The following is a 26,795-nucleotide window of genomic DNA, read 5'->3' as shown; positions in this document are numbered from 1 at the left end:
GAAGTCGCCTACTCGGCGGGCCCTGGTTCTGACTCGCGGTAGATCATCGCCGCCGTCAGCACCCGCCGTGGCACTGACGCCGTCGCGATCACCTCACCGGTGATGCTCACGGCTGCGATCTCGTCTGTGCTGGACATCAGCAGGGTGGTGGAGTCCTCGGACCAGGCGAGCGGCCACCAGCCGGGCGGCAACTCGGTGACGTGGGTCTGGTTGAAGTCCGCGTCGTAGCCGAGGAGGTGGGCTCGGTCGCAGCCCGGGGCTGCCTCACGTTCCTTCCGTGACATGGACGGGTAGGTCGCCAGGAACGCACGGCTCGGAGCCGGTGTGAGCCCTACAGCACAGAACGCGGTTCCGCCCTGACGCTCGCCGCCATCGGTCGTGTACAAGACGATCCTTGAACCGGGCTTGCCCCCCTTCCTGAGGGTGACCAGGTGTCCCTCCGAAGTCCATTCGAGGTTGCTCCGCAGGCTCTGCGAACTGCTGCGTGGGTCGGTCTCCCAGGTGGTCTCGCCGTTCCGCAGGATCGCGAAACCCTTGTCCCGTCGCATCACCACGATGTCGCCTTCCGGTGACAGTTCCGGTGCGAAGAGCATCACGTCAGCTTCCGGAAGCGGTTCCAGCCGGCCGTCGACCAGGCGGAAGTGCTCATCGAAGAGGAACCCCCCGCCGTACTCCTCGGCCGGTACGCCGCCAGCAGTGACCACGACATCTCGCCCGTTTCCCGACACGCCGTTGAACGTGTACGCCGCTGGTTCGGTCAGCATCTCGGACAAGCCGTTGCGGGTCAGGGTCCCCAGCTCTTCCAAGCCGTGTCCGTCGCCTTGGTAGGTGACATAGACGGTGTCGACGGCGAGGGTCTCCAGTACGGCTGCGATGTCGTCGTCGACTGAGTCGCCGGCCCCTACCGTGCACCCGGCCAAGCCGAGCAGCAGCAGCGCTGTCACCGCGGCTCGGCTCGCTGTGAACAGCCGCGTCACGGCCGCAATGCGGCGCCGAAGACGTCCGGGGTCTGCGACGCCTTGGCGGTGAACTCGGGCGACCGCTTCTCCAAGAAGGCCGCCACCCCTTCCTTGCCGTCGCCGACCGAGGCATGCCACATCGCCAGCGACTCGGCCAGATGGGCCTCGCGGGGGTGGCTGGCACCCGCGCCGCGATACATCATCTGCCGGGCCAGGGCCACCCCGACCGGGGAGCGGTGATCGATGAACCGGTGCGCCAACTCGTACGCCGCGTCCAGGAGTTGCTCGGGCTCGTGCACCGAGCGGACCAGCCCACCGGCCAGTGCCTGCTCGGCGGTGAGGATGTCCGCGCCGTAGACCCACTCCAGCGCCTGTGACATGCCGACGATCCTGGGCAGGAAGTACGACGAGCAGGCCTCGGGCACGATGCCGATCCTGCCGAACACGAAGCCGATCCGGGCCTGGGTCGAAGCCAGCCGCACGTCCATCGGCAACGTCATGGTGGCGCCGATGCCGACCGCGGGACCGTTGATCGCCGCGATCACCGGCTTGCGGCACTCGTAGACGGCCAGGCTGACCCGACCGCCGGTGTCGCGGACCCCGGAGACCACCGCCGGGTCGTCGTACCGGGCCTCCAGCTCGGCAGGGCTCAGTGCGAGGTCCTCGTCGAGGCCGAATACGTTGCCGGGCACCGACAGGTCCATGCCGGCGCAGAAGGCGCGGCCGGAGCCAGTGACCACGATCGCGCCCACCGCATCGTCGTCGGAGGCGCGTCCGTAGGCGTCGACGAGTTCATCGGCCATCGTCACGGTGAAGGCGTTCAAGGCGTCGGGACGGTCCAGCGTCAGGGTGAGGACGCGGTCGGTCACGGACCAGTCGAGGGTCCGGTAGTCGCTCATCGTGGAAGTCCCGTCGGGGTGCAGAGTTGGCGGCCGATCCGGTCAGTCTCGCCCGCGATGATGCGGGCGAAGAGCCGCTCGGCCCGTTCGGTGTCCCAGTTCACCTGCAGGTCCCGGATCGGGATGCCGCAGGTGAGGGTGGAGTCTCCGCCGGCTCGGGTCAGCGCCAGCGCGAACCTGCCCATCGCCACCAGGCCGGTGCCCTCGCTGGTGGTCACGGTGCCGGCGGCGGCGGTGTTCAGTTGCCACCAGCGCACCGGGTTCAGCACCGTCCACGGGCTGAGCGCCTTGTGGCCGATGGCCGAGACGACCTCGCGCTGATTCTCGGCCCGATTGATGTCGCCGAGCCGGCCGGTCTTGCGGGAGCGGGCGTAGGCGAGGGCGGTCACCCCGTCGACCTCCTGGCAGCCGGCGGCGATGTCCAGCCGCGCGTCCTTGTCCACCATCGCCGACTCCGGACACACCTCGATGCCCCCGAGGGCATCGACCATGTTGACCACGCTGCCGAAGCCGAGCTCAACCACATGATCGACGCGGATGCCGGTGTTCTGTTCGATGGTCGCGACCATCAATGGTGCGCCACCGAAGGCGTGCGCAGCATTGATCTTCGTAGTGCCACGTCCCGGAATGGCCACGATCGAGTCGCGGGGGATCGACATCAGCACGTTCGGTCCGCTGCCCACGCGCAGCAACATGATCGTGTCCGCACGGGAACCGTCCCGGACCCCGGCCCGGACCTGGCGCTGCTGCTCCGGCGTGAGGTCGTCGGCCGTGTCGCTGCCCAGGATCAGATAGGTGGTGCCCGGTTGGGAGGCGGGCCGCGCCTCGGTGGGCCAGGCGTCGATCCGGTCGGTCTGGGTCCATGCCCAGTAGGGGACAGCGACCAGGTAGGCCACCAGTGCCAGCACCAGCACCACCAGCAGGACGCCCGGCCGCAGCCTCCGGCGGCGGCGCGGCGGCGTGGGTTGGGCGAGGGGCGGCGGCCCGGGCCGCACCGGCGGTTTGGCGGGCCCGTCCTGGGTGGCGCGGGTGCCCTCAACCCCCCGGCGTGTTGGCTCGGCGGGGAGGATGCGGGTCTGATCGGGCTGCCCCGTCCCGGCGGTGCCGGAACCGTAGAGCCAGTCGTACTCAGGGGTCCCGGGTCGGGGACCTGGAGTCCCAGGACGTTCTGCCATGCGCACAGACGCTACCGTGCCGCCATGGCACCCTCGCTCGAAGACGCCCCCGACGCGGCGCACGGGTCGTCGTACGCCCGTGTCTCGCTGGCCATCATCGCCCACGCCGGCGAGGCCAACCTGCACGGGAACGTGCACGGCGGCGAGATCATGAAGTTGGCCGACACCACCGCAGGTGCGGTGGCGCAACGGCACTCGGGCGGGCCCGCGGTGACCGCCTCGATGGATGAGATGGCCTTCCTGACTCCGGTGCACGTGGGCGACATCATCCGCACCAGTGCGCAGGTCAACTGGGCGGGGCGCTCCTCGATGGAGATCGGCGTCCGAGTCGAGGCCCAGCCGTGGAACGACGCGGCGAGTTCGCCGCGACACGTGGCTTCGGCGTACTTCGTCTTCGTGGCCGTCGACGCGGACGGGCGTCCGCGGCCGGTGCCTGCGTTGACCCCGGAGACGCCGGAGGAGGTACGGCGGTTCCGGGAGGCCGAGATCCGCCGCGCCCACCGGCTGGCGAGCAAGCGGGAGATCGAAGCAGGGCGCCACAGTTGATCCGCAGTTGATCCAGGACCGCTCGGCGCGCCGTGACGCATGTGACACCTGTGACTGGTGATACTGGCCCGGACTGATCCTTCCCCGGACGAGAGGCATCCCATGCCACCCGTACCTCAGTCGGGCATGGCCCGGGTCGCCGCTGGTGAGCGCGCGGCACGGGTGCGGTTCCGACGCGCCATCACCCTGATGGTGATGACCCTGGTGCTCCCCGGGTCCGCGCAGCTGGTCGCTGGCCACCGCCCCCTGGGCCGGGCCGCGATCCGGGTCTGGGCGGCCCTATGGGCCGTCTTCGGCTTCCTGCTGCTGCTCGGCTACCTGTGGCATGGCCTGATCTTCACACTGGTCTCCTCCACCCTCGCGCTCGGTTCGGTGCAAATGGTGTTGACCCTGGTCGCCCTCGGATGGGCGGGGCTCCTCATCGACGCCTGGCGACTCGGCCGGCCGCTGTCGCTGCTGCGCAACCAGCGGCTGCTGATGACCGGGCTCAACGGCGCCCTGGTCTTCTCGGTGGCCGGGGCGGTCCTCTTCTCCGCACACCTGGTCAGCGTGCAGCGCGACTTCGTCGCCACCATGTTCACCGGCTCGGAGCGCTCCGACGCCAGCAACGGCCGCTACAACGTGCTGCTGCTCGGAGCAGACTCCGGCGACGGTCGGATGGGTCTGCGGCCGGACTCGCTGAACGTGGCCAGCATCGACGCCAAGACCGGACGCACGGTGATCTTCGGGCTGCCGCGGAACCTGCAGAACTTCCCGTTCGCAGACGGCTCGGTGATGGCCGACCACTTCCCGGACGGCTGGAACTGTGACGACTGCTATCTCAACGCGGTCAGCACCTGGGCTGAGGACCGGCCACAACTCTTCGACACGGAGAACCCCGGCGTCGAGGCCACCATGCAGGCCGTCGAGGGGATCACCGGCCTGGACATCAACTACTGGGCGATCGTCAACATGCAGGGCTTCCGAAGGCTCGTCGACGCGGTCGGCGGCGTCACCCTCACCCTGCGCGACCCGATCCCGGTCGGTGGCCTGGGCCGGGACGTGACCCACTACCTCGAGCCGGGCACCCGCAAACTGAACGGGCACGACACGCTCTGGTTCGCTCGGGCCCGAGAGGGGTCCGACGACTACTCCCGGATGGCACGCCAGAAGTGCGTGATGCACGCCATGGTCGGCCAGATCAGCCCGCAGCGGGTGGTCCGCAACTTCGACAAGATCGCGTCGGCGTCGGTGGCCATGTTCGAGACCAACCTGCCCTCAGGCGAACTCGACACCTTCATCGACCTGGCGCTGAAGGCCCGGAACCACCCGATCGGCTCCGTGTCGTTCACCCCGCCGCAAATCAACACCAGGAACCCCGACCTGGCCAAGGTGCGGCAGATGGTCGACAACGCCATCGCCCGCGCCGAGGGGCGCGCACTGGCGAAGCCCAAGCCGGCGGAGTCCAGCGGTGCGGCAGGATCGTCGGGAACGACCGGAGCGGCCGACACGCCCGGCCCGAACCCGAACGAGACCACCGGCGGCTCCAAGGGGTCGCTGCGCCACGGCTACCAGGCGAACGAGGCCGACGACCTGGCCGACGCCTGCTGATCGGGGGCGTGACGGCTAGGGTGGCGGCCGTGTCCGAGCGCCGCATCGTCGCCGTGGTGGTGACCTTCAACCGGTTGCCGCTGCTGCAGCGTCTCCTGGACCGGCTCGCCGAGATCGGCGAGGTCGACGAGGTCCTGGTCGTCGACAACGCCTCCGACGACGGCACCGGGGCCTGGCTCGAGGCCGCCGACATCCCCGGACTCCGGCACCACACCCTGGACGAGAACCGCGGCGGCGCCGGCGGCTTCCACCACGGCCTCGGCTGGGCCGTCGACGAAGGCGCCGACCTGGTCTGGCTGATGGACGACGACGGGCTCCCCGAGCGGGACTGCCTGGCCACCCTGTTGGACCACCACGGACTCGACTTCTGGGGGCCCCTGGTGGTGGACGAGGCGGCCCCGGATCGACTGGTGTTCCCGATCCGACTCCCCGGCGGCACCCGCGTGGTGCACGACGTGTCGGTCGCCGAACGGGCGGACCCGAGCGGCGTGATCGCCGGCATCGTGATCCCGTTCAACGGGGTGCTGGTCACCCGCGAACTGGTGCAGCGGATCGGGCTGCCGCGGGAGGAGTTCTTCATCTGGGGCGACGATCACGAGTACCGACTGCGCGCGGAACGGGCCGGCGCCCGCATCGCCACAGTCACCGCCGCGAAGGTGCATCATCCCTCGATCGGTGAGCTCGGCACGCCGATGATGTTCGGCCGCACCACCTACAACCACAGCCCGAGCGAACTGAAGCACTACTGCATGGCCCGCAACAACACCGTCAATCTGCGCGAGCACCGGGGCTGGCTGCAGGTGGTCGCGTTCTGGGTGAAGACCGTCTGGTTCTACCTGTTCACCCGGCCGCAGCCGGCCCGGATCCCGATCAGCGCCCGGGCCGCGTACGCCGGGTTGCGGGGAGACTTCTCGGGACACCGGAGGTACCTGGCATGAGCACGGAGACAGTGGCCGTGGTCGTGGTCACCTACAACCGGGCCGACCTGCTGGAGAAGATGCTCGCCGGGCTGGCCCGCCTCGACCCGGCCCCGGACGCGGTGTTGGTGGTGGACAACGCCAGCACCGACCGGACTCCCGAGGTGTTGGCGGCCTTCCCCGTCCAGGTGATCCGCAGCCCCGAGAACCTCGGCGGCGCCGGCGGATTCCACCTCGGCATGAAGACCGCCTACGAGCAGGGGTTCGACCGGATCTGGCTGATGGATGACGACGTGATCCCCGCGCCGGACTGCCTCGGCGTCCTGCTGAGCCACGACGAGGCCTGCCTGGCCGCGGTGCGCGAGGACTCCCGAGGCGCCCTGTGCGAGAAGGCGGCGGTGCGGTTCGACCTGGCCAACCCGTTCGCGATCAAGCCGAAGACGGCGATGGTCGAGACGACGTACCGGACCCGTGAGGCGATGCCGGAGCTGGTGGAGATCCAGAACGTCGCGTTCGAGGGGTTCCTGGTCCGGCGCGAGGTGGTGGCTGCGATCGGGCTGCCCGATCCGGCGTTCTTCATCTTCTACGACGACGTGGACTTCGCGTTGCGGGCCCGCCGGGCCGGGTTCCGGATCTGGGCCGTCCGCGACGCCGTCCTGGTCCGGCAACTCGACTTCGACCAACAGCACGCGCTGGATACCTGGAAGGGGTACTACATGTACCGGAACCTCTTCGTCGTGCATCTGCGGTACGGCGAGAACGTGCTGGTGCGCCTCAAGCCGTGGCTGATCATGCTGGCCGTGCTGATGCTCAGCCCGGTGCGGGGGGGCCGTGCGGAGGCCCGGAACGTGATCAAGGCCATGCGTGCGGCGCCGGCCATTGCGCGTGGTGTCACACCCTCGGTGGGTCCTTCCGTAGACTGACCGATCGTGTCCACCACTGATGCCCCCGACCTGCCCGACCTCGTCGTCGTCGGCTCCGGCTTCTTCGGCCTCACCATCGCGGAGCGCTGCGCTGCCGAGCTGGGTCTGAAGGTGCTGGTGCTGGAGCGTCGGTACCACCTCGGCGGCAACGCCTACAGCGAGGTCGAGCCGGAGACCGGCATCGAAGTGCACAAGTACGGCGCCCACCTCTTCCACACCTCCAACGAGAAGGTCTGGGAGTACGTGAACCGGTTCACCGCGTTCACCAGCTACCAACACCGGGTGTTCGCCAAGTACCAGGGCCAGATCTACTCCTTCCCGATGAATCTCGGTCTGATCAGCCAGTTCTTCGGACGCGCCTTCACCCCTGACGAGGCGCGCGCACTGATCGCCGAGCAGGCCAGTGAGATCGCCACCGAGGACGCCACCAACCTGGAGGAGAAGGCGATCTCCTTGATCGGCCGGCCGCTCTACGAGGCGTTCGTCAAGGGCTACACGGGCAAGCAGTGGCAGACGGACCCGACCGAGCTGAGCGCCGACATCATCACCCGGCTCCCGGTCCGCTACACCTTCGACAACCGCTACTTCAACGACACCTACGAGGGCCTGCCGGTCGACGGCTACACCGCCTGGCTGACCCGGATGGCCGACCACGAGAACATCGAGGTCCGGCTGGAGACGGACTTCTTCGACGTCGCCGACGAGTTCAAGGGCAAGGTGCCGATCATCTACACCGGCCCCGTGGACGAGTACTTCGACAACGCCGAGGGCCGACTCTCCTGGCGAACCGTCGACCTGGAGGCCGAGGTCAAGGACGTGGACGACTTCCAGGGTTGTGCGGTGCTGAACTACAACGATGCCGACGTGCCCTACACCCGCATCCACGAGTTCAAGCACTTCCACCCCGAGCGGACCCACCTGCCCGGCAAGACCGTGATCGTGCACGAGTACTCGCGCTTCGCCACCGACGACGACGAGCCCTACTACCCGATCAACACCGCCGAGGACCGGGAGAAGCTGCTCAAGTACCGCGAACTCGCCAAGGCTGAGCCGATGGTGCTCTTCGGTGGCCGGTTGGGCACCTACAAGTACCTCGACATGCACATGGCGATCGGATCGGCGCTGTCGATGTTCGAGAACAAACTCCGGCCGCACTTCGTGGACGGTGTGCCGCTGACCAGCGGAGGAGTGGACGCATGAGTGGGAAGCAACTGCCTCCGGCTGTACATCCGGCACCGATCGCGGTGCGGGCCCCGGCAACTGGTGGTGACCCGGTGGTCACCCGGCTGCTGCAGCGGCAGATCATGCCGGCCAAGGCCGAGATCGAGGCGATCCGTCTCTACGTCGACCCCGAGCCGTTGGTGCTGGACGCAGACAAGTACGACGTGGGCAGCAACCGCAAGGCGCGGGAACTCAACTCTGCGATGAGTCGTCAGGGTGTCCAGACAGGCGCCACCATTCATCCCGAGCAGATCGAGTCCCGGACCTCGATCCGGATCGAGGCGGGGGAGAGCCTGTCGTTCGGCAGCTACTTCAATGCCTTCGCAGCGAGCTACTGGCGACGGTGGACGGTGGTGACCGAGGTCGATCTGGCCGTGACCATTCGCGGTCGTGGCGCCAAGGTCAGCGTCTTCCGATCGATGGCCAACGGTCGGTCCCAGCAGGTGGCCGGTGCGGTCAATGCCGAGGATCTGACGACGCATTCCTTCCGACTCACCCTGAAGCCCTTCACCGATGGCGGCTGGTACTGGTACGACGTGGTGGCTCCCGACGACTCAGCGGTGGTGGTGGAGACGGCCGAGTGGACCGCCCAGGTCCCCGCCGACCTGGATACCCCCGGCACGGTCACTATCGGGATCACCACCATGAACCGGCCCGACTTCTGCGCCAAACTGCTCGCCTCGCTCGGGGATCACCCGGAACTCGCGCTGGTCCTGGACCGGGTCCTGGTGATGGAGCAGGGCAAGGATCTGGTCGTTGACTCCGACCACTTCGACGCCGCCCTGGAAGCACTGGGGAAGAAGCTGCGGATCATCACACAGGGCAACCTCGGCGGCTCCGGTGGTTTCGCACGCGCCCAGTACGAGGCGCTCAAGGCAGACGAGTCGACGTACTGTCTGATGCTCGACGACGACGTCGAGTGCGAGCCCGAGGGCATCGTCCGCGCCGCCACCTTCGGCGATCTGTGTCGTAGGCCGACCATCGTCGGCGGCCACATGTTCTCGATCTATCACAAAACTCAGTTGCACAGTTTCGGCGAGAGGGTGGCGCCCTATCGGTTCTGGTGGGGGTCAGCTCCGAACGTGATCCCCGGCTGGGACCTGACAAGCCGGAATCTGCGCTCCACTCGGTGGATGCACATGCGGGTCGACGTGGACTACAACGGCTGGTTCATGTGCCTGATCCCACTCGAGGTGCTCCGCACGATCGGGCTCAGCCTGCCGGTGTTCATCAAGTGGGACGACTCCGAGTACGGGCTGCGGGCCAAAGAGGCCGGCTATCCGACCGTGACCCTCCCCGGGGCCGCGGTCTGGCATGTGCCGTGGACCGACAAGAACGATGCCCTGGACTGGCAGGCGTACTTCCATGTCCGGAACCGCTTCATCGCCGCGCTCCTGCACTCGCAGTACCCGCGTGGCGGCCGGATGCTGCTGGAGAGCTTCAACCATCAGGTCAAGCACCTGGTCTCGATGCAGTACTCGACGGCCGCGCTGCGGCACCGCGCCCTGCAGGATGTGCTGGCCGGGCCCGAGGGTCTGCACGATGCACTCGCCCGCACCCTGCCTGAGATCCGCGAACTCTCTCGCAGGTACAGCGACGGTCAGACAGAGTCGGACCCGGAGGCGTTCCCGTCGGTGCGCCCCAGCAAGTTGGCCCGGAGACTGGACGACGGTCGGGTGGCGTCACGCAGTCAGGAGGCCGTCACAGCGTTGCTGCAACCGCTGCGGCAGTTCCGCAAACCCCGAGAACTCGCTCGCCACCACCCCGAGACGGCGATCTCGGCGACCGACGCGAAGTGGTACCGGATCAGCAAGTACGACTCGGCAGTGGTCTCAATGCCTGACGGCACAGCGGCGGCCTTCTACCGTCGCGACCGGGAACTCTTCGCCGGGTCGATGAAGGAGACGATGGCCATCCACAAGGAGTTGGCCAGCCAGTGGGACGCCTTGGCTGAGCGGTACCGCGAGGCGCTGTCCGAGATCACGTCTCCCGAGGCATGGGAGAAGACCTTCGCCCCGTGGCTGGGCTCCGATGAGTGAGACGGTTGCCGGCGCGGGTGAGCCACCGCGCCGGGACGTGGACGCTCCGCTGGTGGACCCGGCGGCGAACACCGGTCTGCTGGAGGTGTTTCAGCGACGGTACCTGCTCCGGTTGCTGGTGAGGCGGGAGATCCAGGCCAGGTACCAAGGCTCGTTCCTGGGGATGCTGTGGTCCTACATCAACCCGGCGGCGCAGTTCGTGCTCTTCTTCGTGGTGATGGGCATCATCATGAATCTGCGGGAGATCGAGTGGTTCGGGATCCACGTCTTCGCCGGGCTGGTGGTGGTGGTCTTCTTCGGCGAGACCCTCAATGGCGGCACTCGATCGATCGTGCAGAACAAGGCGCTGGTGACAAAGCTGGCGGTCCCTCGGGAGATGTTCCCGGTGGCCTCAATGCTGGTGTCAGGGTTCCACGCCGGACCGCAGTTGGTGATCCTGACCGGGGTCTGTGTCGTCGTGGGTTGGGTGCCTGACCTGGTCGGGATGGCCGCGTTGTTGCTGGCGCTGCTGCTGATGTGTGTGCTCGGCACGGCCCTCGCGCTGATCTTCAGCGTCGCGAACGTCTTCATGCGCGACGTCGGCAGCCTGGTGAACGTGTTGACCATGTTCATCAGGTTCGGGGTGCCGATGATCTACCCGTTCACCATGGTGGAGGACCGGTTCGGGGCCGGAAGCCTGGAGGCGTACCTGGCGAACCCGATCGCCCAGGCGGTGCTGCTGATGCATCGTGCCTTCTGGGTCGGCACCACGAAGGACCCCGAGGCCACTGCGCTGGAGCATCTCCCCGACGACCTATTCATGCGCGCGGGTGTGTCGTTGCTCGTCGCGGTGGTGCTGCTGGGGATTGCCCAGTGGGTCTTCACCCGGTACGAGAACAAGATCCCCGAGCATCTGTGAGGCGCTTGCATGTCTGAGTCGATCGTGGTGGACGGTGTCGCCAAGCAGTTCACGCTCCGCTACCACCGGACCTTGAAGCAGATGGCCGTAGCGAAGATGCGCGGGCGCGACGTGAGCAATCGCTTCCTGGCTCTCGATGACGTCTCGTTCACTGTTCAGCAGGGCGAGTCGATCGGGCTGATGGGCCTCAACGGGTCCGGGAAGTCGACGCTGCTGCGCCTGGTGAGCGGGGTGATGCGGCCGGATCGGGGCTCGGTGCGCACTCGGGGTCGGATCGCCGGCCTGATCGCCACCGGAGCCGGCTTCCACCCGCAGCTCACCGGCCGCGAGAACATCTACATCAACGCCGCCATCAACGGAATGACTGAGGCCGAGACGCGGGGGAAGTTCGACGAGATCGTCGAGTTCTCCGACATCAGCCAGTTCCTGGACACCCCGGTCGGTCACTACAGTTCCGGGATGGCGGCTCGGCTGGGTTTCTCGGTGGCCATCCATGTCGACTCGGACATCTTCCTCGCCGACGAAGTGTTGGCGGTGGGGGACAAGCCGTTCAAGAAGAAGTGCATGGAGCGGATGCAGGAGATCCGTGAGTCGGGGCGGACGATCTTCTACGTCAGCCACGCGCCCGGGTCGGTGCGCAAGATGTGTGACCGGGCGATCGTCCTGGAGCACGGTCGGGTCGGCTTCGACGGGGACGTCGCCGAGGGGATCCGCTACCTCAAGTACGACGAGCCCAAGGGCACCCCCGAGGACGACATCGACGACGAGCTCGGCTCCGACGTCTGACCCACCCGGTACTCGGTCTGACGGAACACCCTGATGTCAGGGTGTTCCGAACGTTGTCAGGGGTTGCAACCCCTGACAACGTTCAGCAGTCCCTGATATCAGGGTGTTCCGCCCACCCCTGGGGCAGGGAGGGGGAGGAAATTTGGAATGTGTCGGCGTGTCGACTGGAAATTACATCATTGTAGTTACTCACGAACCCTTGCGGTGACCCCTGTGACTGATGTGACACTTGGGACTCACGTGATCCTTCCCCATCACTGGAGTGGACCCCATGCCCGTCAAGAAGGCCGGTTTCGTCACCGCGTGCCAGCAGATCCTGGCCCTCGGTGTGGTGGTCGTCGTCCTCGCACCCGCCACCAATGTCATCTCTCTGGACGTGGTTCGCAAGGCCCCCGGCGAGGAGTACTCGGGCACCGCGACGCCGGTGTCGGAGACGGTGGTGGTGGAGACCGAGGTGGTCGACCCGACCCTCGTGGAGCACGCGTTCGAGGAGGCCGAGGCGCTGGAGGCCGAGCTCCCGGCGGCCGGCGCGCTGGCCGAGGCGTTCGCGGACGTGGACGGGCGTCGTCAGGCCACCGACGAGCACGACACCTCACCGGCCGAGGAGACCGACGACCACCTGGCCCACCTGCTGGCCGAGGCCGAGGAGGAACTGCTCTCCGACGGGCTCCTGGCCGCCGTCAGCGACGAGCACCCCGTCACCGGGTACGGCGCGGTCGGCGTCACCTGGGACGTGGGTCAGGAATGGTCCGAGCAGCAGATCCTGGTCGAGGTTCGCACCCGGACGGGTGAGGAGTGGTCGGAGTGGGAGCACGCGGAGTACTCCCCGGTCGATGCGCCCAACGTCGACAGTGATGAGGCCAGCGGCCTCCGCGACGGCACCGAGATCTTCTTCGTGGGTGAGGTGGACGCGGTCCAGGCCCGTGCCTTCACCGATGACGGAGCAGTACCCACCGGACTACGGCTGGTGGTGATCGATCCCGGCCACTCCGAGACCCAGACGGAGGTGCCCGCCGACGCCCCCGGCGACGCAGCCACCGAGACCGAGGGCGGCGACGACGCCCTCGCGCTCAGCTCGGTCACCAAGCCGGCGCTGCGGACCCGCAAGGACTGGGGGGCCAACGAGAGTTGGGCCGGAACGCCGACGTACGGCGCAGTGAAGGGCGGCGTCATCCACCACACGGTGACGTCCAACGACTACTCGGCGTCCCAGGTGCCGGCGATGATCCGGAGCATCTACAGCTACCACACCCAGTCGCGCGGCTGGAAGGACATCGGCTACAACTTCCTGGTCGACCGGTTCGGCACGATCTGGATCGGCCGTAAGGGTGGATCCGGCCGCGCCGTGATCGGCGCCCACGCCAGCGGCTACAACCACGTCGCCTTCGGGGCCAGTGCGCTGGGGAACTACGACATCAAGGAGCCCAGTTCGGCGATGATGGCGGCCTTCGAGCACCTGATGGCCTGGAAGCTGGCTCACCACGGCGTGACCGCGAACACCACCTGGACCCACAACGGACGCTCCTTCAACACCATCGTCGGTCACCGCGACGTGGGGTCCACCGCCTGCCCCGGCCGCTACATCTATGCCAAGCTTCCTGCGGTCCGCAGCAGAGCCGCAACCATCCAGCGCAACGGCGGCGGGGTGAGCACGCCGGCGCCACCGCCGGCGCCGTCGCTGCCCACGATCGTGCCTGACCCCCGGGGGAACCTGATCGGATCGCCGTACCCCGACCTGGTGCTGCGGCGGCGCAGCGACAACCGGATCATGCTGCTGCCGACCGAGGGACTGCTCCGCTATCGCCAGTCGGAGGCCTTCGGAAACTTCGAAAGGTTCGAGAGCCTCCTCGTCTCGCCGGACCTGACCGGCAACGGACGCGCCGACCTGGTGCTCCGCAACGCCAAGGGACGGGTGCTGATCCGGCCGGGTAGGCCGAACGGCCGCTTCGCCAAGGCGGTCCGGAAGTTCAAGCCCAGAGCATTCGCCAACGTCATCCACCTGACCGCCGTCGGCGACCTGACCGGCAACGGGCGCAACGACCTGGTCGGCTTCAACCCCGCCACCAAGGCGCTGATCCTGTTCCGCGGGCGACCCAGCGGAGGGTTCAAGCGGATCAGTCTCGGACGGAACTTCGGCAACTACGTCACGGTGGTGGGTGCCGGTGACCTGTCTGGGAACGGTCGCGGTGACATCCTGGCCAAGGACCGGCTGGGACGGTTGTGGCTGCATGCGGCGGTCGGCGGCGCCAGACTGGCCCCCAGGCAGCGAATCGCTGGTTCCTGGGACCGCTGGGACGCGATCACCGGTCTCGGCGACCACACCGGGAACGGGCGTCCGGACATCTTCGTCCGCGACGCCAAGACTCGTCGTGGCTACGTGCTCCCGTGGAACGGCGCCAACTTCGGGGCGCCTCATGGACCGATCACGGGTGTCGCCAATCAGGTGATGCTGTCCAGCCCCGGCCGGGTGGGGTCGACGGGGTCCGGGCCCGACCTCGTCGGGCGTCGCCCGAACGGCCGGCTGTCGGTGGTCAAGCACCTCGGCTACTACGACGTTGGCGATGCCGTCGACACCGGCATCAGCGCGAACAACATCGATCTGCTGATCAATGCAGGTGACTGGACCGGCAATGGACACGGCGATCTGGTCATCCGGCGCGCAGACAACGGCCGCCTGCGGGTCCGACAGGGGAACGGCCGAGGCCAGTTCGCGGCACCGGTCACCATCAGCTCCGCCGACCACAGCGGCCAGCAGGTGCACGCCCTGGGTGACGTCAACGGGAACGGGCGTCCCGACCTGGTGACCCGGGCCGCGACCGGGCAGGTGCACATCCTGCCGGGCAACCGGCTGAACCCGGTGGGCGAGCCCGTGCCGGCGGCTGGCATGCCAACCTTGCGCGGAGCGAACCTCGCCCCGTACGACGCGGTGGTGTGGACGCCCGACCTGATGCTCAACGGCCGGCCCGGCCTGCTGGCTCGGGAACGCAGCACCGGGCACCTGTACGTGATCCGCAACGACGGCTCCGGCAACGCCACCCCCCGTCGCTACCTCAGCGACGGTCTGGCCGGCTACGACCTGATCGGCTGACCCACGACCACCGCATGCTCGGTGGCAGCCAGATCGGCGTGCCGGTCCGGGTTGCCGCCGGCCACCCAGACCGTGGAGCCGCCGGCCGCGAACGGGCCGGTGAAGCTCCACAGGCCGGCCCGGGTCACCGGATTGGCGTCGGTGAGGATCCGTTCCGGCACCGCAGCCGTCGGCTGGGTCCACAGGGCGGCCTGGCTGAGGTCGTCGAATGCCGCGTCCTGATCACCAGGCGGATCCCAGGGCACGAACGCGTCCGGTTGTGACCACACCTCAACGCCGTAGTCACGCACACCGGAGGGAAGTGCCTCGCGGAAGCGAACGCCCATCGGCAGCAGCGCCGAGGCGAGCACGGGGACGCCGAGAGCCGCTGCGCGTTCGACGCCGTCAGGCCCGCAGACCACCAGGTCCGACTCCTCGCCGTCGGCGACGACCACCGCGCCGAGACACCAGGCGGCACCCAGGAAGACCGGGCCCAGCCAGTGTGTCGGCAGGTCGAGTCGGACCCGGGATCCCCGCTCGAGGTCGAACTCCTCGACCCACAGCGACGCGGTCTTGGCCACCCAGTTCGCGTAGGTGGTCACCGAGAGTTCGGTGCGTTCACCGGTCCGCTCGTCGTAGCAGGTCACCAGGGGCCGGCCGGCGTCCGCGCGCAGTCGGCGCTGCAACACGTCGTTGAAGGTGGTCACCGGCCAAGCCTAGGTGCCGTGGCCCGGTTAGGCTTCGCTGCCATGGTGGACGAGACGCAGGTGCCGCACTTCTGGGCAGTGGTCCCGGCCGGCGGCGCCGGCACCCGGTTGTGGCCGGTGTCGAGGGCCGGCAGCCCCAAGTTCCTGCACGACCTGACCGGGACCGGTCGGTCCCTGTTGCAGCAGACCGCCGACCGGCTCAGCCCCTTGGTCGCCGACCGACTGGTGGTGGTCACCGGCCAACGGCACCGCGACGCCGTCGCCGCCCAGTTGCCGCAGGTGGCCCCGGACCAACTGATCGCCGAACCCTCGGCCCGCGACTCGATGGCCGCCATCGGGCTGGCCGCCGCCCTCCTGGAGCGCCGCGACCCCGATGCGGTGATGGGGTCGTTCGCCGCCGATCACGTGATCGCCGACGGGCGGGCCTTCGGGGAGTGTGTACGCCGGGCGGTCACCGCCGCTCGCGACGGTTGGCTGGTGACGATCGGGATCACTCCCACCCATCCGGCCACCGGGTTCGGCTACATCGCCCGAGGTGGCCCGCTGGCCGATCACGACCAGGTGTGGCATGTCGACGAGTTCGTGGAGAAGCCGTCCCAGTCGGTGGCCGAGCGGTACGTGGCGGCCGGCACCCATGTCTGGAACGCCGGCATGTTCGTCTGTCGTCCCGGGGTGCTGCTGGACCTCCTCGCCGATTCCGATCCCGACTTCGCGGCGGCACTGCGCGCGGTCGCCGCCGCCCCTGACACGCTGGCCGAGGTCTGGGAGACGCTGCCCCGGATCGCGCTCGACCATGCGGTGGCCGAACCGGCCGCCAGCGCCGGCCGGGTGGTGGTGGTGCCGGCCGGGTTCGACTGGGAGGACGTCGGCGACTTCGACGCGCTGCGCGGCCTGCTGGACGCGGAGCCCGCCGGGCTGACCGTCCTCGGCGAGGCCGAGACGGTGCTCGGCGTCGAGTCCAGCGGCCTGGTGATCCCCGGCGGCGATCGGGTGGTGGCGGTGATCGGCCTGGACGACGTGGTGGTGGTGGACACCCCGGACGCGCTGCTGGTGACCACCCGGGCCCATGCCCAGCAGGTCAAGGGCATCGTGGCCCGCCTCAAGGACGCGGGTCGCTCAGATCTGACCTGAACCGGCCTGACCTGAACCGGCCTGACCTGAACCGGCCTGACCTGAACCGGCCGGGTCGCTCAGCTGGCGTTCGGCTCGGGGGAGTCCATGTAGGGGTACTCGAGCATGAACTGCTCCAGCGCCTCCCCGGAGGGTTCGCTGCAGTACTGCCAGACACCCTGGAACATCGCCTGGTCGGTGTTCCCGATGCCGCCGGCGGACCAGCGGGTGAAGGCGATGTGCTGGTCCTCGGGGAACTCGTCACCGTCGGCGCTCGTCCACGGCACCGCCTTGAACTTCATCCGGTAGTTGGTGCTGCCGCTGAACGTGCTGGCGATGCCTCGGATGGTGGCCATCATCTCCGAGTCCGCCGCCGCCGTCTCGTCGTACCAGAGGATCGCGTAGCCGTGCTCGAGGTTGTGCACCAGCATGCCCAGGTCGGGGCGGTCCGCCGCGGTGTAGAACTTCCGCTCCATCGGATCCCAGGTCTCCCAGTGGTCGCCGAACGCCGGCGGTGCCTCCGGGTACGTCATCGGCGTGCCCGGGGCCACGTGCGAGCCGGCCGCACCCGAGGAGTCGACGGTGACCTCGCCACAGACGTCGGCGGGGGCGCCGATCGAGGAGAGGTCCAGGCCGCTGAACTTCTGCAGGTCGTACCAGTTCTTCACCGGCCGGTACGCCGCGGAGCCGATGATGAGCGCGGCCACGAGCATGCTGACGCCGACGATCATCATGTTGCGTCGCCGGTCCGCATTCTTCTGCTGGCTGCGCAACTGGTCGACGACGGCGCGGCGGTCCGCCTTGGCCGAGTTCTTCTTGGTCACGTCGGGGCTCTCTGCTCGTTCTCGTGGGATCGAGGCAGAGTCTATGCAGTCGCTGGTCGCAGCCGCAGCCGAGTCGGGTGCCCGGCCTCGCTCTGCCAGCCACAGGCGTAGGCCAGCACCCTCGCGCGGGCCGCCGTGGCGGCATCCGGGGCCCGCACCTCCACCTCGTCGCCGTGTCGGTCGACGTCCAGCCCGGCCACCGTCTCGGTCAACTCGGCGGCCAGGTCGTCGGCGGTCAGCGGCGGCCCGAACGGCGCCCGGTCCGCGGCGTCGCCGCTGACCGCCCGGCGGACCGCCTCCCGGGCGCCGTACCCGAACAGGTCATCCCCCTCGGCCCTGATCAGCACCGAGGCTCCGGTGCCGTGCTCACCAGCGTCCAGCACCAGGTCGGCCCGCCCCCGGACCACCACGAACGGTCGCCCACCGAGCTTGCCGCTGGCCAGCTCGGCGGCCCCGGCAAGTTCGTCGGCCACCGCCGGGGCGGTGACCAGCAGCGGATTGCCGTGCGCGTCGGTGCGGCCGGCGAACTCCTCCACCACACGGATGCCGGCGGCGCCGATGGCGATGTCGGTCTGCCCGGTCCGCCACGCCCGCCCCGCCGTGTCGGTGACGATCACCCCCACATTGACCCCGGTCCGCTCCCGGATGGCGGCGCGCAACCGCCGGGCACTCGCGTCGGGGTCCTCGGGCAGCAGCAGCACCCGGCCCGCCTCGACGTTGGAGGCGTCGATGCCGGCGGCGGCCATCGTCAGGCCGAGCAGGTTCCGGACGATCACGGTGGGTCCCCGGCGGGCGACCACGCGACGGGTCTGACCCGGCAGCGCATCGTCGCGGGTGCCGGTCAGGATCCGCCCCTCGGCCTTGCTGACCACCTTGGACGTGACCAGCACGATGTCGCCGTCCTGGCACGCATCGGTGCTGGCGAGCAGCAGCGCGGCGAGATCGTCGCCCGGCGACACCTCGCCCACCCCGTCGGGGGCGTGCAGGGTGATCATCGGCCGACCAGGTCGAGTGCGGCCCTGGCCATCGCCGCGGTGGCGTCCGGGTCGGTCATCATCAGCGGCACCGATCGGCACCTGATCCCGGCGGCCTCGACCTCCTCGACCTGGCCGGCGTCGGCGGTGTCCACCAGCCATCCGTCCAGGACGCCGCCGGCCGCCCGGGAGCCGTAGTGACGGCCGACGGCACCGGCCTGGGCGTCGACACCGATCGCGGCGAGCATCTGCTCGGCCATCCCGCGCACGTGTCGCCCACCGACGATGGGGGACAGGCCGACCACCGACGCCGGTGTCGTGGTCAGGGCGCTCCGGACACCGGGGACCCCCAGGATGGTGCCGACCGAGACCACCGGGTTCGAGGGCGGCAGGAACACCACGTCGGCTCCGCCGATGGCCTCGAGAACCCCGGGGGCCGGGGTCGACTCCGGCTGGCCGACCACCACCACCGTCTCGGCCGGCACCGACGCCTGCAGGCGGACCCAGTACTCCTGGAAGTGCATCACCCGCTGCCCACTCGGGCTGTCGGCATCGGCGACCGCGACGTGCGTCTCGACCCGGTCGTCGGTCATCGGCAGCAACCGCACCCCCGGCTGCCACCTGGCGCACAGTGCCTCGGTGACCTGCGACAGCGGGTAGCCGGCCTCGAGCATCTGGGTGCGCACCAGGTGGGTGGCGATGTCGCGGTCACCGAGGCCGAACCAGGTCGGCTCCACGCCGTACGCCGCCAACTCCTCCCGGACGCTCCAGCTCTCCTCCCGGCGTCCCCAACCTCGCTCGGTGTCGATGCCGTCGCCCAGGGTGTACATCACCGTGTCCAGGTCGGGGCAGACCTTCAGTCCGTGCACCCACAGGTCGTCGGCGGTGTTGGCCACCACGGTGATCTCCGCCCGGGGCAAGCGCCCCGCCGCGATTCCGTGCTTGAGACCCTGCAGGAACCGGGCTCCGCCCATGCCTCCGGAGAGGACCGTGATCCGATACATGGACACCAAGCCTGCCCCATATCAGATCAGGGCTTGACTTGTGGGGTATGACAGGCATGTAATTCCAATAGTGTCGCGTTCGCCGGTCGGGCGGGTGCGAGGGTCGAAAAGGGGCGAAGAACCGTGAGAGAACTGTTTCTCGTAGACCCCGACGTAGAAGAGTTGGGGTGGCAGGACCGCGCGCTGTGCGCGCAAACGGATCCGGAGGCGTTCTTCCCCGAGAAGGGCGGCTCCACACGCGAGGCGAAGAAGGTGTGTCTCACCTGTGAGGTGCGCGACGACTGCCTTGAGTATGCGTTGATGAAGGATGAGCGGTTCGGCATCTGGGGCGGGCTCTCCGAGCGAGAACGCCGCAAGCTGAAGCGACGCGCAGTCTGAACTCACACGGCCGACACCCTAAGGTGTCGGCCGTGAGTCTTCCTAGCGTCGCCTGCGTGCTCGTCAGCCATGACGGTGCCCGCTGGCTGCCGCAGGTCCTCGCCGGTCTGCAGGCCCAGGAGATCGCCCCCACCCACCTGGTCGCCGTGGACACCGGCAGCAAGGACGACAGCCGGGAACTGCTCGCCGCCGCCCTGCGCGTCGGCCCGTGGGACGGCCACCTCGACCCGGCCCCGTCCTCGACCTCCTTCCCGGCGGCAGTACGCCGAGCGCTGGACCACCTCGCCTCGCGTGGCGTCGCGCCCGAGTGGATCTGGCTGCTGCACGACGACTCGGCCCCGGCTCCCAGTGCCCTGCTCGAACTGCTCGAGGCGGCGCTGCAGCGGGACGCCGACATCTGTGGGCCGAAGCTGCGGGAGTGGCCCTCGCTGCGCCGGCTGCTGGAGGTCGGCGTCACCATCTCCGGCACCGGACGCCGCGAGACCGGCCTCGAGCGAGGCGAGTACGACCAGGGCCAGCACGACGACATCCGCGAGGTGCTGGCCGTCAACACAGCGGGGATGCTGGTGCGCCGCGAGGTGCTCGAACGCCTGGGCGGCTTCGACGACGAACTTCCGATCTTCGGCAACGACCTCGACTTCGGCTGGCGGGCCGCGGCCTCCGGCCACCGCTGCGTGGTGGCCCCGGCGGCGGTCGTCTTCCACGCCGAAGCAGCGCACCGGGGGCTGCGCCGTACGCCACTGACCGGTCGACACACCCGGTACGCCGAGCGTCGGGCGGCGCTCTACACGCTGCTGGTCAACTGTCGTCCGCAGATGCTGCCGCTGCTGTGGCTACGGCTGATCGCCGGCACCGTGCTGCGGATGCTCGGACTGCTGCTGACCAGGCAGGTCGGCTTCGCCCTCGATGAGCTCGCTGCGCTGCTCTCGCTCTACACCCACCCCCGCCAGATCCATCGAGCCCGACGGGCTCGCCGCGCCCTGCACACCGAGGAGTCCCGCGCCCCCCGGCTGCTGGCCCCATGGTGGCTGCCCTACCGGCACGGGCTGGACGCCCTCGGCGACCTGGCGGCCGCGGTGAGCAACCAGGCCCAGGATGTCGCCGAACGGCGTCGACTCGAACGCATCGCCACCGAGGGAGGCGCCCGGGTGGCCGTGCGCGGCAAGACCCCCGAGGACGACGAACTGGCCGAGGAGACCGGCTGGTTGCCACGGTTCCTCACCAGTCCGGTCGCCTGGCTGGTCACCGTCTTCGTGGTGCTGGTGCTGGTCGGGGCCAGGGACGCCTGGGACGGCGTCTCCGGCGCCGGAGCACTCTCGCCGGTGCCGGACGGTGTCGCCGCGTGGTGGCAGCTGCACCTGTCCAGCACCCATCCCCTCGGTGTCGGCACCGAACTCCCCGCACCCGGCTACGTGCCGATCCTGGCCCTGCTCGGCACCGCCTTCCTGGGCAACGCCGAACTGGCGGTGGCCGCGCTGATGATCGGTGCGATCCCGCTGGCCGCCCTGGGGGCCTGGCGCTTCTTCTCGATCATCGGCCGCCTGCTGGATCACCGCGGGGCGCCACGCTGGGTGCTCGGCTGGGGAGCAGTGACCTGGGCACTGGTCCCGGTGGCCAGCGGTGCCTGGGGGAGCGGCCGACTGGGCACGGTGGTGGTGGCCGCGGTGCTCCCGTGGCTGGCGGCCGCCGCTCTGGGTCTCGCGGACCCGGCGCTGGACCGGCGGCGACGCGCGGGCTGGCGGGTCGGGTTGCTGCTCGCGCTGATGGCCGCCTTCGTCCCGGGCACCTGGCTGCTGGCGGTGCTGATGACCCTGGTGGTGGGCCTCGTCGGCTGGCGCACCGAGCGGCTCGGCTCCTGGCGCCAGTGGCGGCCGGTGGCGGTCGCGCTGGGTACGCCGGTGCTGTTGCTGCTCCCGTGGTGGCTGCCGCTGCTGGCCAACGGTGCGCCCGGTGGGCTGGTGCTGGAGGCCGGCCGAGTGCCGTCGACCGAGGTGGGTGCCTGGGGTCTGATCGCCGGGCGCTTCGCCGACGCCGGAGCCCCGGCGGCCCTCGGCTTCGCCCTCGCCCTGGTCGCGCTACTCGCGCTGGTGCCGGCCTCCACCCGGGTCTGGGTGGGGATCTGTTGGGCGGTCGCGGCGGTGGCCGGGCTAGCGGTGGCGCTGCTGGGCAGACTCAGCGTCGACATCGCCGGTGGCTCCTCGCATGCCTCCCTGGCGCCGAGCCTGCTGCTCCTGCAGGCCGCCTTCATCACCGCGGTCCTGATCGCCGGACAGGGCGCCTCGGGCCGGGTGCCGCGGCCGGATCCGCCGGCCCGCCGCCGCTTCCTGCTTCCGGTGGCCGCAGTGGCCGCCCTGTTGCCGATGGTGACCCTCGGCTGGTTCGCGGTGACCGCCGGCTCGCCGGCGCCGGCCACCGCGTCCCCGGTGCCGGCGTACATGACCCAGAGCGCGCGGGCCGACGTCACCCACGGCCTGCTGCTGTTGCGAGGCAGCGTGGAGGAGGGGCTCAGTTGGACCGTGCACCGCGGCGACGGCACCACGCTGGGCGAGGACGAGATCCTGGCGCTCACGCCGCCCGATGACGGTTTCAACGCGGTGCTGCGGACGATGGTCGCCGAGCCCAGCCCGGAGTTGGTCGACGCGCTGGCCGAGCAGGGGATCGTGTATCTGTTGATGCCCGCACCCGCGGACGGTCGAGTGGCGGCGGTGCTGGATGCCACCGGCGGACTGGTGCACGCCAGCACCGAGGATCGGCGTACCCGGGCCTGGCGGGTGGAGCCCGAGCCCGCTGCCGACTCCGTCGTGCGGGAGACGGCCCGCTGGCGCACCCTGCTGGTGATCCTGCAGGCACTGGCGCTGCTGGTGGTGCTGGTCCAGTGCGGACCCGCCCGGCCCGACCCTGAGGAGGCCCGATGAGTCGCGTCGGACTGCCGTCCCTGGCCACCGGGCGCCGATGGCTGATCCCGCTGCTGCTTCCCGTGCTCACCCTGGCCGGAATCGCGGTCGCCGGCGGGTCGGGGCCCCCGTCGCCGCCGGACACCGCCGCGGAGTCGGTGCCGCTGTCCCATCGCACCCTGGCCTGCCCCACCGCCGACGGCGGTGCCGAGCCCGCACCGGCGGGGCCTGGCCTCGGTCCGGTGACGGTGGCGAACAGCGCCGAGGCCCAGGGCCAGGTCCGTGCCCTGGCCGCCGGGGAGGCCACCGCGGTGGAGCTCGACGGAGCCGCCCTGGTGTCGGTCGGGCTCGACGGGCCGGTCGTGGTGCGGGCTCGCGGCAACCTCGCCCCCGGCCTCGTCGCCGGCCGGTACGCCGCCCGGGGCCGGGCCCGGGGAGCCGAATGCGTCGGGCCGGTGGCCGACCAGTGGTTCACCGGCGTGGGTGCGGGCGCCGAGCACCGGTCCGTGGTGGAGTTGATCAACCCCGACGCTGGCGACGCGGTCGCGGACATGACTCTGCTCGGTTCCACCGGCGCCATCGACGCGCCGCGGTTGCGGGGGGTCCGGGTGCCGGGCCGTACCAGCACCGTGATCGACCTGGCCGCGACCGTGCCCCACCGTGAAGTGCTCGCGTTGCGGGTGGAGGTCTCCCGAGGGCGACTGGTCACCCACGTCCTCGATGAGCATCGCCCGATCGGCAACCGGGAGGGGTCCTCGGACTGGCTCCCGGGTCAGGCCGAGCCGGCCCCCAGCAATGTGCTGCTCGGGCTGCCGGCCGGGCCGGGTCCCCGGCGCCTCACCGTGGCGAACCCGGGGGAGGACCGGGCCCGGGTGCAGGTGCAGGTCCTCACCGCGGACAGCCAGTTCCGTCCCACGGGTCTCGAGGAGATCGACGTGGAGGCGGGCAGCACCGTCAGCGTCAATGTCACCACCCTGGTCCGGGATCAGGTCGCCGACGGGGCTCTCGGGCTGGTGCTCACCTCGACCGCGCCGATCACCGCGACCCTCGCCTCGCTGGCCGGCGGGGACCGGTCCCATGCCGTGCCGGCGCCGGCCGCGACCCGCGCCACCGTGCCGCTGCCCGACCTGCCCGACCTGCCCGCCAGCGTGGTGCTCACCGCCGACGCCCGGGTCGTCAACGCCACCGTGATCAGTCACGGGCGGCAGGGCCGGGTGTTGGCGACCGAGATCGTCGAGCTCGACCCCGGTGTCGCGGTCAGCCATCGACTGCCACGCCGCACTCGGCTGGTCACCGTCGTCACCGAGGAGGTGGCCTTCTTCGGGGCGGTGCTGGTGGGAGGCCGTGCCGGCTCCCTGGAGCAGGGCCACCTGGTGCTGCCGTTGCGCCCGGAGCGGCTGCGCGGGCTGCGCCCGCACATGGCCCCGGGGGTGCCCTGACCGGCAATCGCGGTCGGTGGGGTCAGTCCCGGTAGCGGGGGTCCACGTCCTCGGCCGCGATGCCCAGCAGTTCCGCCACCTGCTCCACCACCACGGTGTGCACCAGCGCCTCGAGTTCGACCCGGTCCTCGGCACGATGCTCGATCGGCCGCCGGAACAGCACCAGCCGGGTCGGTTGCCCAGCAGACCCCGGCACCAGCGAGGACAGCGGCACGGTCTCCCCCTGCCAGCCCTCGGGCATCTGGGGGACATCCTCGACGGCGTACTCGATGCGGCCCAGCCGCGCCGACCAGCGACGATCGATCTCCGTCACGATGCGCAGCGCGATCTCGTCGAAGCGCTCCCGGGCCGTCGCTGCCTGTGGTGTCCCCGGCCGCGACGGCCACACGCCGGGGCCGCGGAGGCCGCGACCGTGCCGATCACGAAGACGGGGGCGAGGCATGCGAGCGAGCCTATCCAGCGCAGCCCCCGCGATTGGGTACCGTCTGCACCGTGAGTACTGCACGTCGCTGTTCGCGAACCGCGTGTGGCCGTCCGGCGGTCGCGACGCTGACGTACGTCTACGCCGACTCCACGGCGGTGCTGGGCCCGCTCGCCCTGCAGGCGGAGCCGCACGCCTACGACCTGTGCGACTTCCACAGCGAACGGCTCTCGGCGCCGCGGGGATGGGACGTGCTCCGACTCGCCCCCGACCCGTCGTTGGCCGGACCCACCACCGATGACCTGCTGGCCCTGGCCGACGCGGTCCGCGAGGTCGCGCGACCGGAGCCGACCGGCACTCGCCCACCGGCCGGGCTGGCCGCGGAGACCGGCCGGGAGACGGCCCGCCGTGGCCACCTGCGGATGCTGACCACGGACTGACGCCCGTCGGGGTCGACGGTGTTCGGCCAGCGGTAGGGTGCGGCCATGGCCTCCGGCACCCTGCAGCCCGACAACGTGGCGGGCATCTTCAAGGCGTACGACGTCCGTGGCACCGTTCCCGATCAGCTCGATGACGAGTTGGCGCGCCGGATCGGCGCCGCCTTCGTGGCGGTGACCGAAGCCGACACCGTCGTGGTCGGACACGACATGCGTCCCTCGTCGCCGGGGATGGCCGGGGCATTCGCGGACGGCGTGATGTCGATGGGCGCCGACGTGGTGCACATCGGCCTCGCCTCCACCGACCAGCTCTACTTCGCGTCCGGGCACCTGGGCCATGCCGGAGCCATGTTCACCGCCAGCCACAACCCGGCCCAGTACAACGGGATCAAGATGTGCCGGGCGCACGCGGTGCCGATCGGCATGGAGTCCGGTCTCGCCGAGATCCGCGACCTCGCTCTGGCGGCCCCCCGGCCGGCCACGGCGCAAGGCTCGATCACCCAGCACGACGTGCTGAACGCGTACGCGGCGCACCTGCTGGCGTTGGCGCCGGTGACCGGTCGCCGACTCAAGGTGGTCGTCGACGCGGGCAACGGGATGGCCGGACTGACCGCGCCGGCGGTCTTCGAACGTCTCGGCGAGCAGCAGGTCGACCTGGTGCCGATGTACTTCGAGCTCGACGGCACCTTCCCCCACCATGAGGCGAACCCGATCGAGCCGGCCAACCTGGTGGACCTGCAGAAGCGGGTGCTGGCCGAGGACGCCGACATCGGTCTGGCCTTCGACGGCGACGCGGACCGATGCTTCGTCGTCGACGAACGCGGTGAGGCGGTCAGCCCGTCGACGCTGACCGGACTGATCGCCGCCCGCGAACTCGCGCGCGTCCCCGGCTCCGCGGTGATCCACAACCTGATCACCTCGCGGGCCGTCCCCGAGATCGTCACCGAGCTCGGCGGTACGCCGGTCCGCACCCGGGTGGGCCACTCCTACATCAAGGCGACGATGGCCGAGACCGATGCCGTCTTCGGCGGCGAGCACAGTGGCCACTTCTACTTCCGCGACTTCTGGCGCGCCGACTCCGGCATGCTCGCCGCGCTGCACACCCTGGCCGCACTGGCCGAGATCAGCACGCCCCTCTCGACCCTCCTGGACCGCTATGCGCGCTACCCGTCCAGCGGCGAGATCAACTCCACCGTGGCCGACCAGCAGGCCGTCATCGAGGAGCTCGCGCAGGCCTACCGGGACCGGCCGGGCATCGAGATGGACCGGCTCGACGGACTCACCGTCACCCACGACGACTGGTGGTTCAACGTCCGGGCGTCCAACACCGAGCCGCTGCTGAGACTCAACGCCGAGGGGCGCGACGCCGCCACCATGACCGACATCCGGGACCGTGTCCTGGCCGTGATCCGGAGGGACGCATGAGGATCGACCCCGACCTGCTGGAGATCATCGTCTGCCCGGACTGCCGGGCCGGACTCCGGGTGCTCGACCTGGAGTTGCAGTGCACCGGCTGCGGTCTGCGGTATCCGATCGTGGAGGACATTCCGGTGCTGTTGGTCGACGAGGCCCGCCGGACCGACTGAG

Annotated in this window: 24 protein-coding genes; 16 read left to right on the top strand and 8 right to left on the bottom strand. The window is 69.9% G+C overall.

Annotation, left to right across the window (positions count from 1 at the left end; all coding sequences use genetic code 11):
• Nucleotides 1-8: 8 nt before the first annotated feature.
• The 3 genes from JKG67_RS08570 to JKG67_RS08560 are packed head-to-tail and all read right to left on the bottom strand — an operon-like array spanning nucleotide 9 to nucleotide 3,033.
• The gene (locus tag JKG67_RS08570) at nucleotides 9-977 is read right to left on the bottom strand and encodes a hypothetical protein (RefSeq protein WP_203336868.1); all 969 of its coding nucleotides are present in this window, start codon (nucleotides 975-977) and stop codon (nucleotides 9-11) included.
• Nucleotides 974-1,858 (bottom strand): crotonase/enoyl-CoA hydratase family protein, encoded by an 885-nt coding sequence (locus tag JKG67_RS08565; RefSeq protein ID WP_203336867.1) that lies wholly within the window; start codon nucleotides 1,856-1,858, stop codon nucleotides 974-976. The genes JKG67_RS08570 and JKG67_RS08565 overlap by 4 nt, the downstream gene beginning before the upstream one ends.
• The gene (locus JKG67_RS08560; protein WP_203336866.1) at nucleotides 1,855-3,033 is read right to left on the bottom strand and encodes an LCP family protein; all 1,179 of its coding nucleotides are present in this window, start codon (nucleotides 3,031-3,033) and stop codon (nucleotides 1,855-1,857) included. The genes JKG67_RS08565 and JKG67_RS08560 overlap by 4 nt, the downstream gene beginning before the upstream one ends.
• Nucleotides 3,034-3,057: 24 nt before the next feature.
• Between JKG67_RS08560 and JKG67_RS08555 the strand changes: the two genes are divergently transcribed.
• The 9 genes from JKG67_RS08555 to JKG67_RS08515 all read left to right on the top strand — a co-directional run bounded on the left by JKG67_RS08555 (nucleotide 3,058) and on the right by JKG67_RS08515 (nucleotide 15,041).
• Nucleotides 3,058-3,579: an acyl-CoA thioesterase gene (locus JKG67_RS08555; RefSeq protein ID WP_203336865.1), complete on the top strand. Its 522-nt coding sequence runs from the start codon at nucleotides 3,058-3,060 to the stop codon at nucleotides 3,577-3,579.
• A gap of 102 nt (nucleotides 3,580-3,681) precedes the next feature.
• Nucleotides 3,682-5,169: an LCP family protein gene (locus JKG67_RS08550; protein WP_203336864.1), complete on the top strand. Its 1,488-nt coding sequence runs from the start codon at nucleotides 3,682-3,684 to the stop codon at nucleotides 5,167-5,169.
• Between the two features lie 29 nt (nucleotides 5,170-5,198).
• Nucleotides 5,199-6,107 (top strand): glycosyltransferase family 2 protein, encoded by a 909-nt coding sequence (locus tag JKG67_RS08545; RefSeq protein WP_307816480.1) that lies wholly within the window; start codon nucleotides 5,199-5,201, stop codon nucleotides 6,105-6,107.
• Nucleotides 6,104-7,009, top strand: coding sequence for a glycosyltransferase family 2 protein (locus tag JKG67_RS08540; protein ID WP_203336863.1), 906 nt, complete (start codon nucleotides 6,104-6,106; stop codon nucleotides 7,007-7,009). The genes JKG67_RS08545 and JKG67_RS08540 overlap by 4 nt, the downstream gene beginning before the upstream one ends.
• A 6-nt stretch (nucleotides 7,010-7,015) precedes the next feature.
• The gene (gene glf, locus JKG67_RS08535; RefSeq protein WP_203336862.1) at nucleotides 7,016-8,209 is read left to right on the top strand and encodes a UDP-galactopyranose mutase; all 1,194 of its coding nucleotides are present in this window, start codon (nucleotides 7,016-7,018) and stop codon (nucleotides 8,207-8,209) included.
• Entirely contained in the window at nucleotides 8,206-10,269 is a 2,064-nt protein-coding gene (locus JKG67_RS08530; protein WP_203336861.1) for a glycosyltransferase, read from the top strand. Before glf ends, JKG67_RS08530 begins: the two co-directional genes overlap by 4 nt.
• The gene (locus JKG67_RS08525; protein WP_203336860.1) at nucleotides 10,262-11,167 is read left to right on the top strand and encodes an ABC transporter permease; all 906 of its coding nucleotides are present in this window, start codon (nucleotides 10,262-10,264) and stop codon (nucleotides 11,165-11,167) included. The genes JKG67_RS08530 and JKG67_RS08525 overlap by 8 nt, the downstream gene beginning before the upstream one ends.
• A 9-nt stretch (nucleotides 11,168-11,176) precedes the next feature.
• Nucleotides 11,177-11,953: an ABC transporter ATP-binding protein gene (locus tag JKG67_RS08520; RefSeq protein WP_203336859.1), complete on the top strand. Its 777-nt coding sequence runs from the start codon at nucleotides 11,177-11,179 to the stop codon at nucleotides 11,951-11,953.
• A gap of 271 nt (nucleotides 11,954-12,224) precedes the next feature.
• Nucleotides 12,225-15,041, top strand: a complete 2,817-nt coding sequence (locus tag JKG67_RS08515; RefSeq protein ID WP_203336858.1) for an FG-GAP-like repeat-containing protein — start codon at nucleotides 12,225-12,227, stop codon at nucleotides 15,039-15,041.
• On the opposite strand, the gene JKG67_RS08510 is transcribed toward JKG67_RS08515, so the two are convergent.
• Complete coding sequence (locus JKG67_RS08510; RefSeq protein WP_203336857.1) at nucleotides 15,023-15,727, bottom strand: TIGR03089 family protein; 705 nt, start codon at nucleotides 15,725-15,727, stop codon at nucleotides 15,023-15,025. The genes JKG67_RS08515 and JKG67_RS08510 overlap by 19 nt on opposite strands.
• A gap of 42 nt (nucleotides 15,728-15,769) precedes the next feature.
• On the opposite strand from JKG67_RS08510, the gene JKG67_RS08505 reads away from it, so the two are divergent.
• Nucleotides 15,770-16,858, top strand: a complete 1,089-nt coding sequence (locus JKG67_RS08505) for a mannose-1-phosphate guanylyltransferase (RefSeq protein ID WP_203336856.1) — start codon at nucleotides 15,770-15,772, stop codon at nucleotides 16,856-16,858.
• A gap of 59 nt (nucleotides 16,859-16,917) precedes the next feature.
• Here the strand turns inward: JKG67_RS08505 and JKG67_RS08500 are convergent, their stop codons facing one another.
• Genes JKG67_RS08500 through cofD form a run of 3 tightly spaced genes read right to left on the bottom strand, consistent with a single transcriptional unit; the run spans nucleotide 16,918 to nucleotide 19,639 of the window.
• The gene (locus JKG67_RS08500; RefSeq protein WP_307816479.1) at nucleotides 16,918-17,661 is read right to left on the bottom strand and encodes a DUF3105 domain-containing protein; all 744 of its coding nucleotides are present in this window, start codon (nucleotides 17,659-17,661) and stop codon (nucleotides 16,918-16,920) included.
• Between the two features lie 41 nt (nucleotides 17,662-17,702).
• The gene (gene cofE / locus JKG67_RS08495) at nucleotides 17,703-18,656 is read right to left on the bottom strand and encodes a coenzyme F420-0:L-glutamate ligase (RefSeq protein WP_203336855.1); all 954 of its coding nucleotides are present in this window, start codon (nucleotides 18,654-18,656) and stop codon (nucleotides 17,703-17,705) included.
• A complete protein-coding gene (gene cofD / locus JKG67_RS08490) occupies nucleotides 18,653-19,639 on the bottom strand; it encodes a 2-phospho-L-lactate transferase (protein WP_203336854.1) in 987 nt (328 codons plus the stop codon). Before cofD ends, cofE begins: the two co-directional genes overlap by 4 nt.
• A gap of 123 nt (nucleotides 19,640-19,762) precedes the next feature.
• Between cofD and JKG67_RS08485 the strand changes: the two genes are divergently transcribed.
• Genes JKG67_RS08485 through JKG67_RS08475 form a run of 3 tightly spaced genes read left to right on the top strand, consistent with a single transcriptional unit; the run spans nucleotide 19,763 to nucleotide 24,350 of the window.
• The gene (locus JKG67_RS08485; protein WP_203336853.1) at nucleotides 19,763-20,017 is read left to right on the top strand and encodes a WhiB family transcriptional regulator; all 255 of its coding nucleotides are present in this window, start codon (nucleotides 19,763-19,765) and stop codon (nucleotides 20,015-20,017) included.
• 32 nt (nucleotides 20,018-20,049) lie between these two features.
• On the top strand, nucleotides 20,050-22,932 hold the full coding sequence (locus JKG67_RS08480) for a glycosyltransferase family 2 protein (RefSeq protein ID WP_203336852.1): 2,883 nt from the start codon (nucleotides 20,050-20,052) through the stop codon (nucleotides 22,930-22,932).
• A complete protein-coding gene (locus JKG67_RS08475; RefSeq protein WP_203336851.1) occupies nucleotides 22,929-24,350 on the top strand; it encodes a DUF5719 family protein in 1,422 nt (473 codons plus the stop codon). The genes JKG67_RS08480 and JKG67_RS08475 overlap by 4 nt, the downstream gene beginning before the upstream one ends.
• Nucleotides 24,351-24,372: 22 nt before the next feature.
• Here the strand turns inward: JKG67_RS08475 and JKG67_RS08470 are convergent, their stop codons facing one another.
• A complete protein-coding gene (locus JKG67_RS08470) occupies nucleotides 24,373-24,792 on the bottom strand; it encodes a metallopeptidase family protein (protein ID WP_203336850.1) in 420 nt (139 codons plus the stop codon).
• Between the two features lie 50 nt (nucleotides 24,793-24,842).
• Between JKG67_RS08470 and JKG67_RS08465 the strand changes: the two genes are divergently transcribed.
• The 3 genes from JKG67_RS08465 to JKG67_RS08455 are packed head-to-tail and all read left to right on the top strand — an operon-like array spanning nucleotide 24,843 to nucleotide 26,794.
• Nucleotides 24,843-25,211 carry a DUF3499 domain-containing protein gene (locus tag JKG67_RS08465; protein ID WP_203336849.1) on the top strand — a complete coding sequence of 123 codons (369 nt, stop codon included), beginning with the start codon at nucleotides 24,843-24,845 and terminating at the stop codon, nucleotides 25,209-25,211.
• Nucleotides 25,212-25,256: 45 nt separating this feature from the next.
• A complete protein-coding gene (locus JKG67_RS08460) occupies nucleotides 25,257-26,633 on the top strand; it encodes a phosphomannomutase/phosphoglucomutase (RefSeq protein ID WP_203336848.1) in 1,377 nt (458 codons plus the stop codon).
• Complete coding sequence (locus JKG67_RS08455) at nucleotides 26,630-26,794, top strand: Trm112 family protein (protein ID WP_203336847.1); 165 nt, start codon at nucleotides 26,630-26,632, stop codon at nucleotides 26,792-26,794. Before JKG67_RS08460 ends, JKG67_RS08455 begins: the two co-directional genes overlap by 4 nt.
• Nucleotide 26,795 lies beyond the last annotated feature (1 nt).

Source organism: Nocardioides limicola (assembly GCF_016827675.1).
GTDB classification, from domain to species: Bacteria; Actinomycetota; Actinomycetes; order Propionibacteriales; family Nocardioidaceae; genus Nocardioides; species Nocardioides limicola.
Note: the sequence above shows the minus strand (reverse complement) of the source record. Positions and strands in the feature narration are given on the sequence as shown.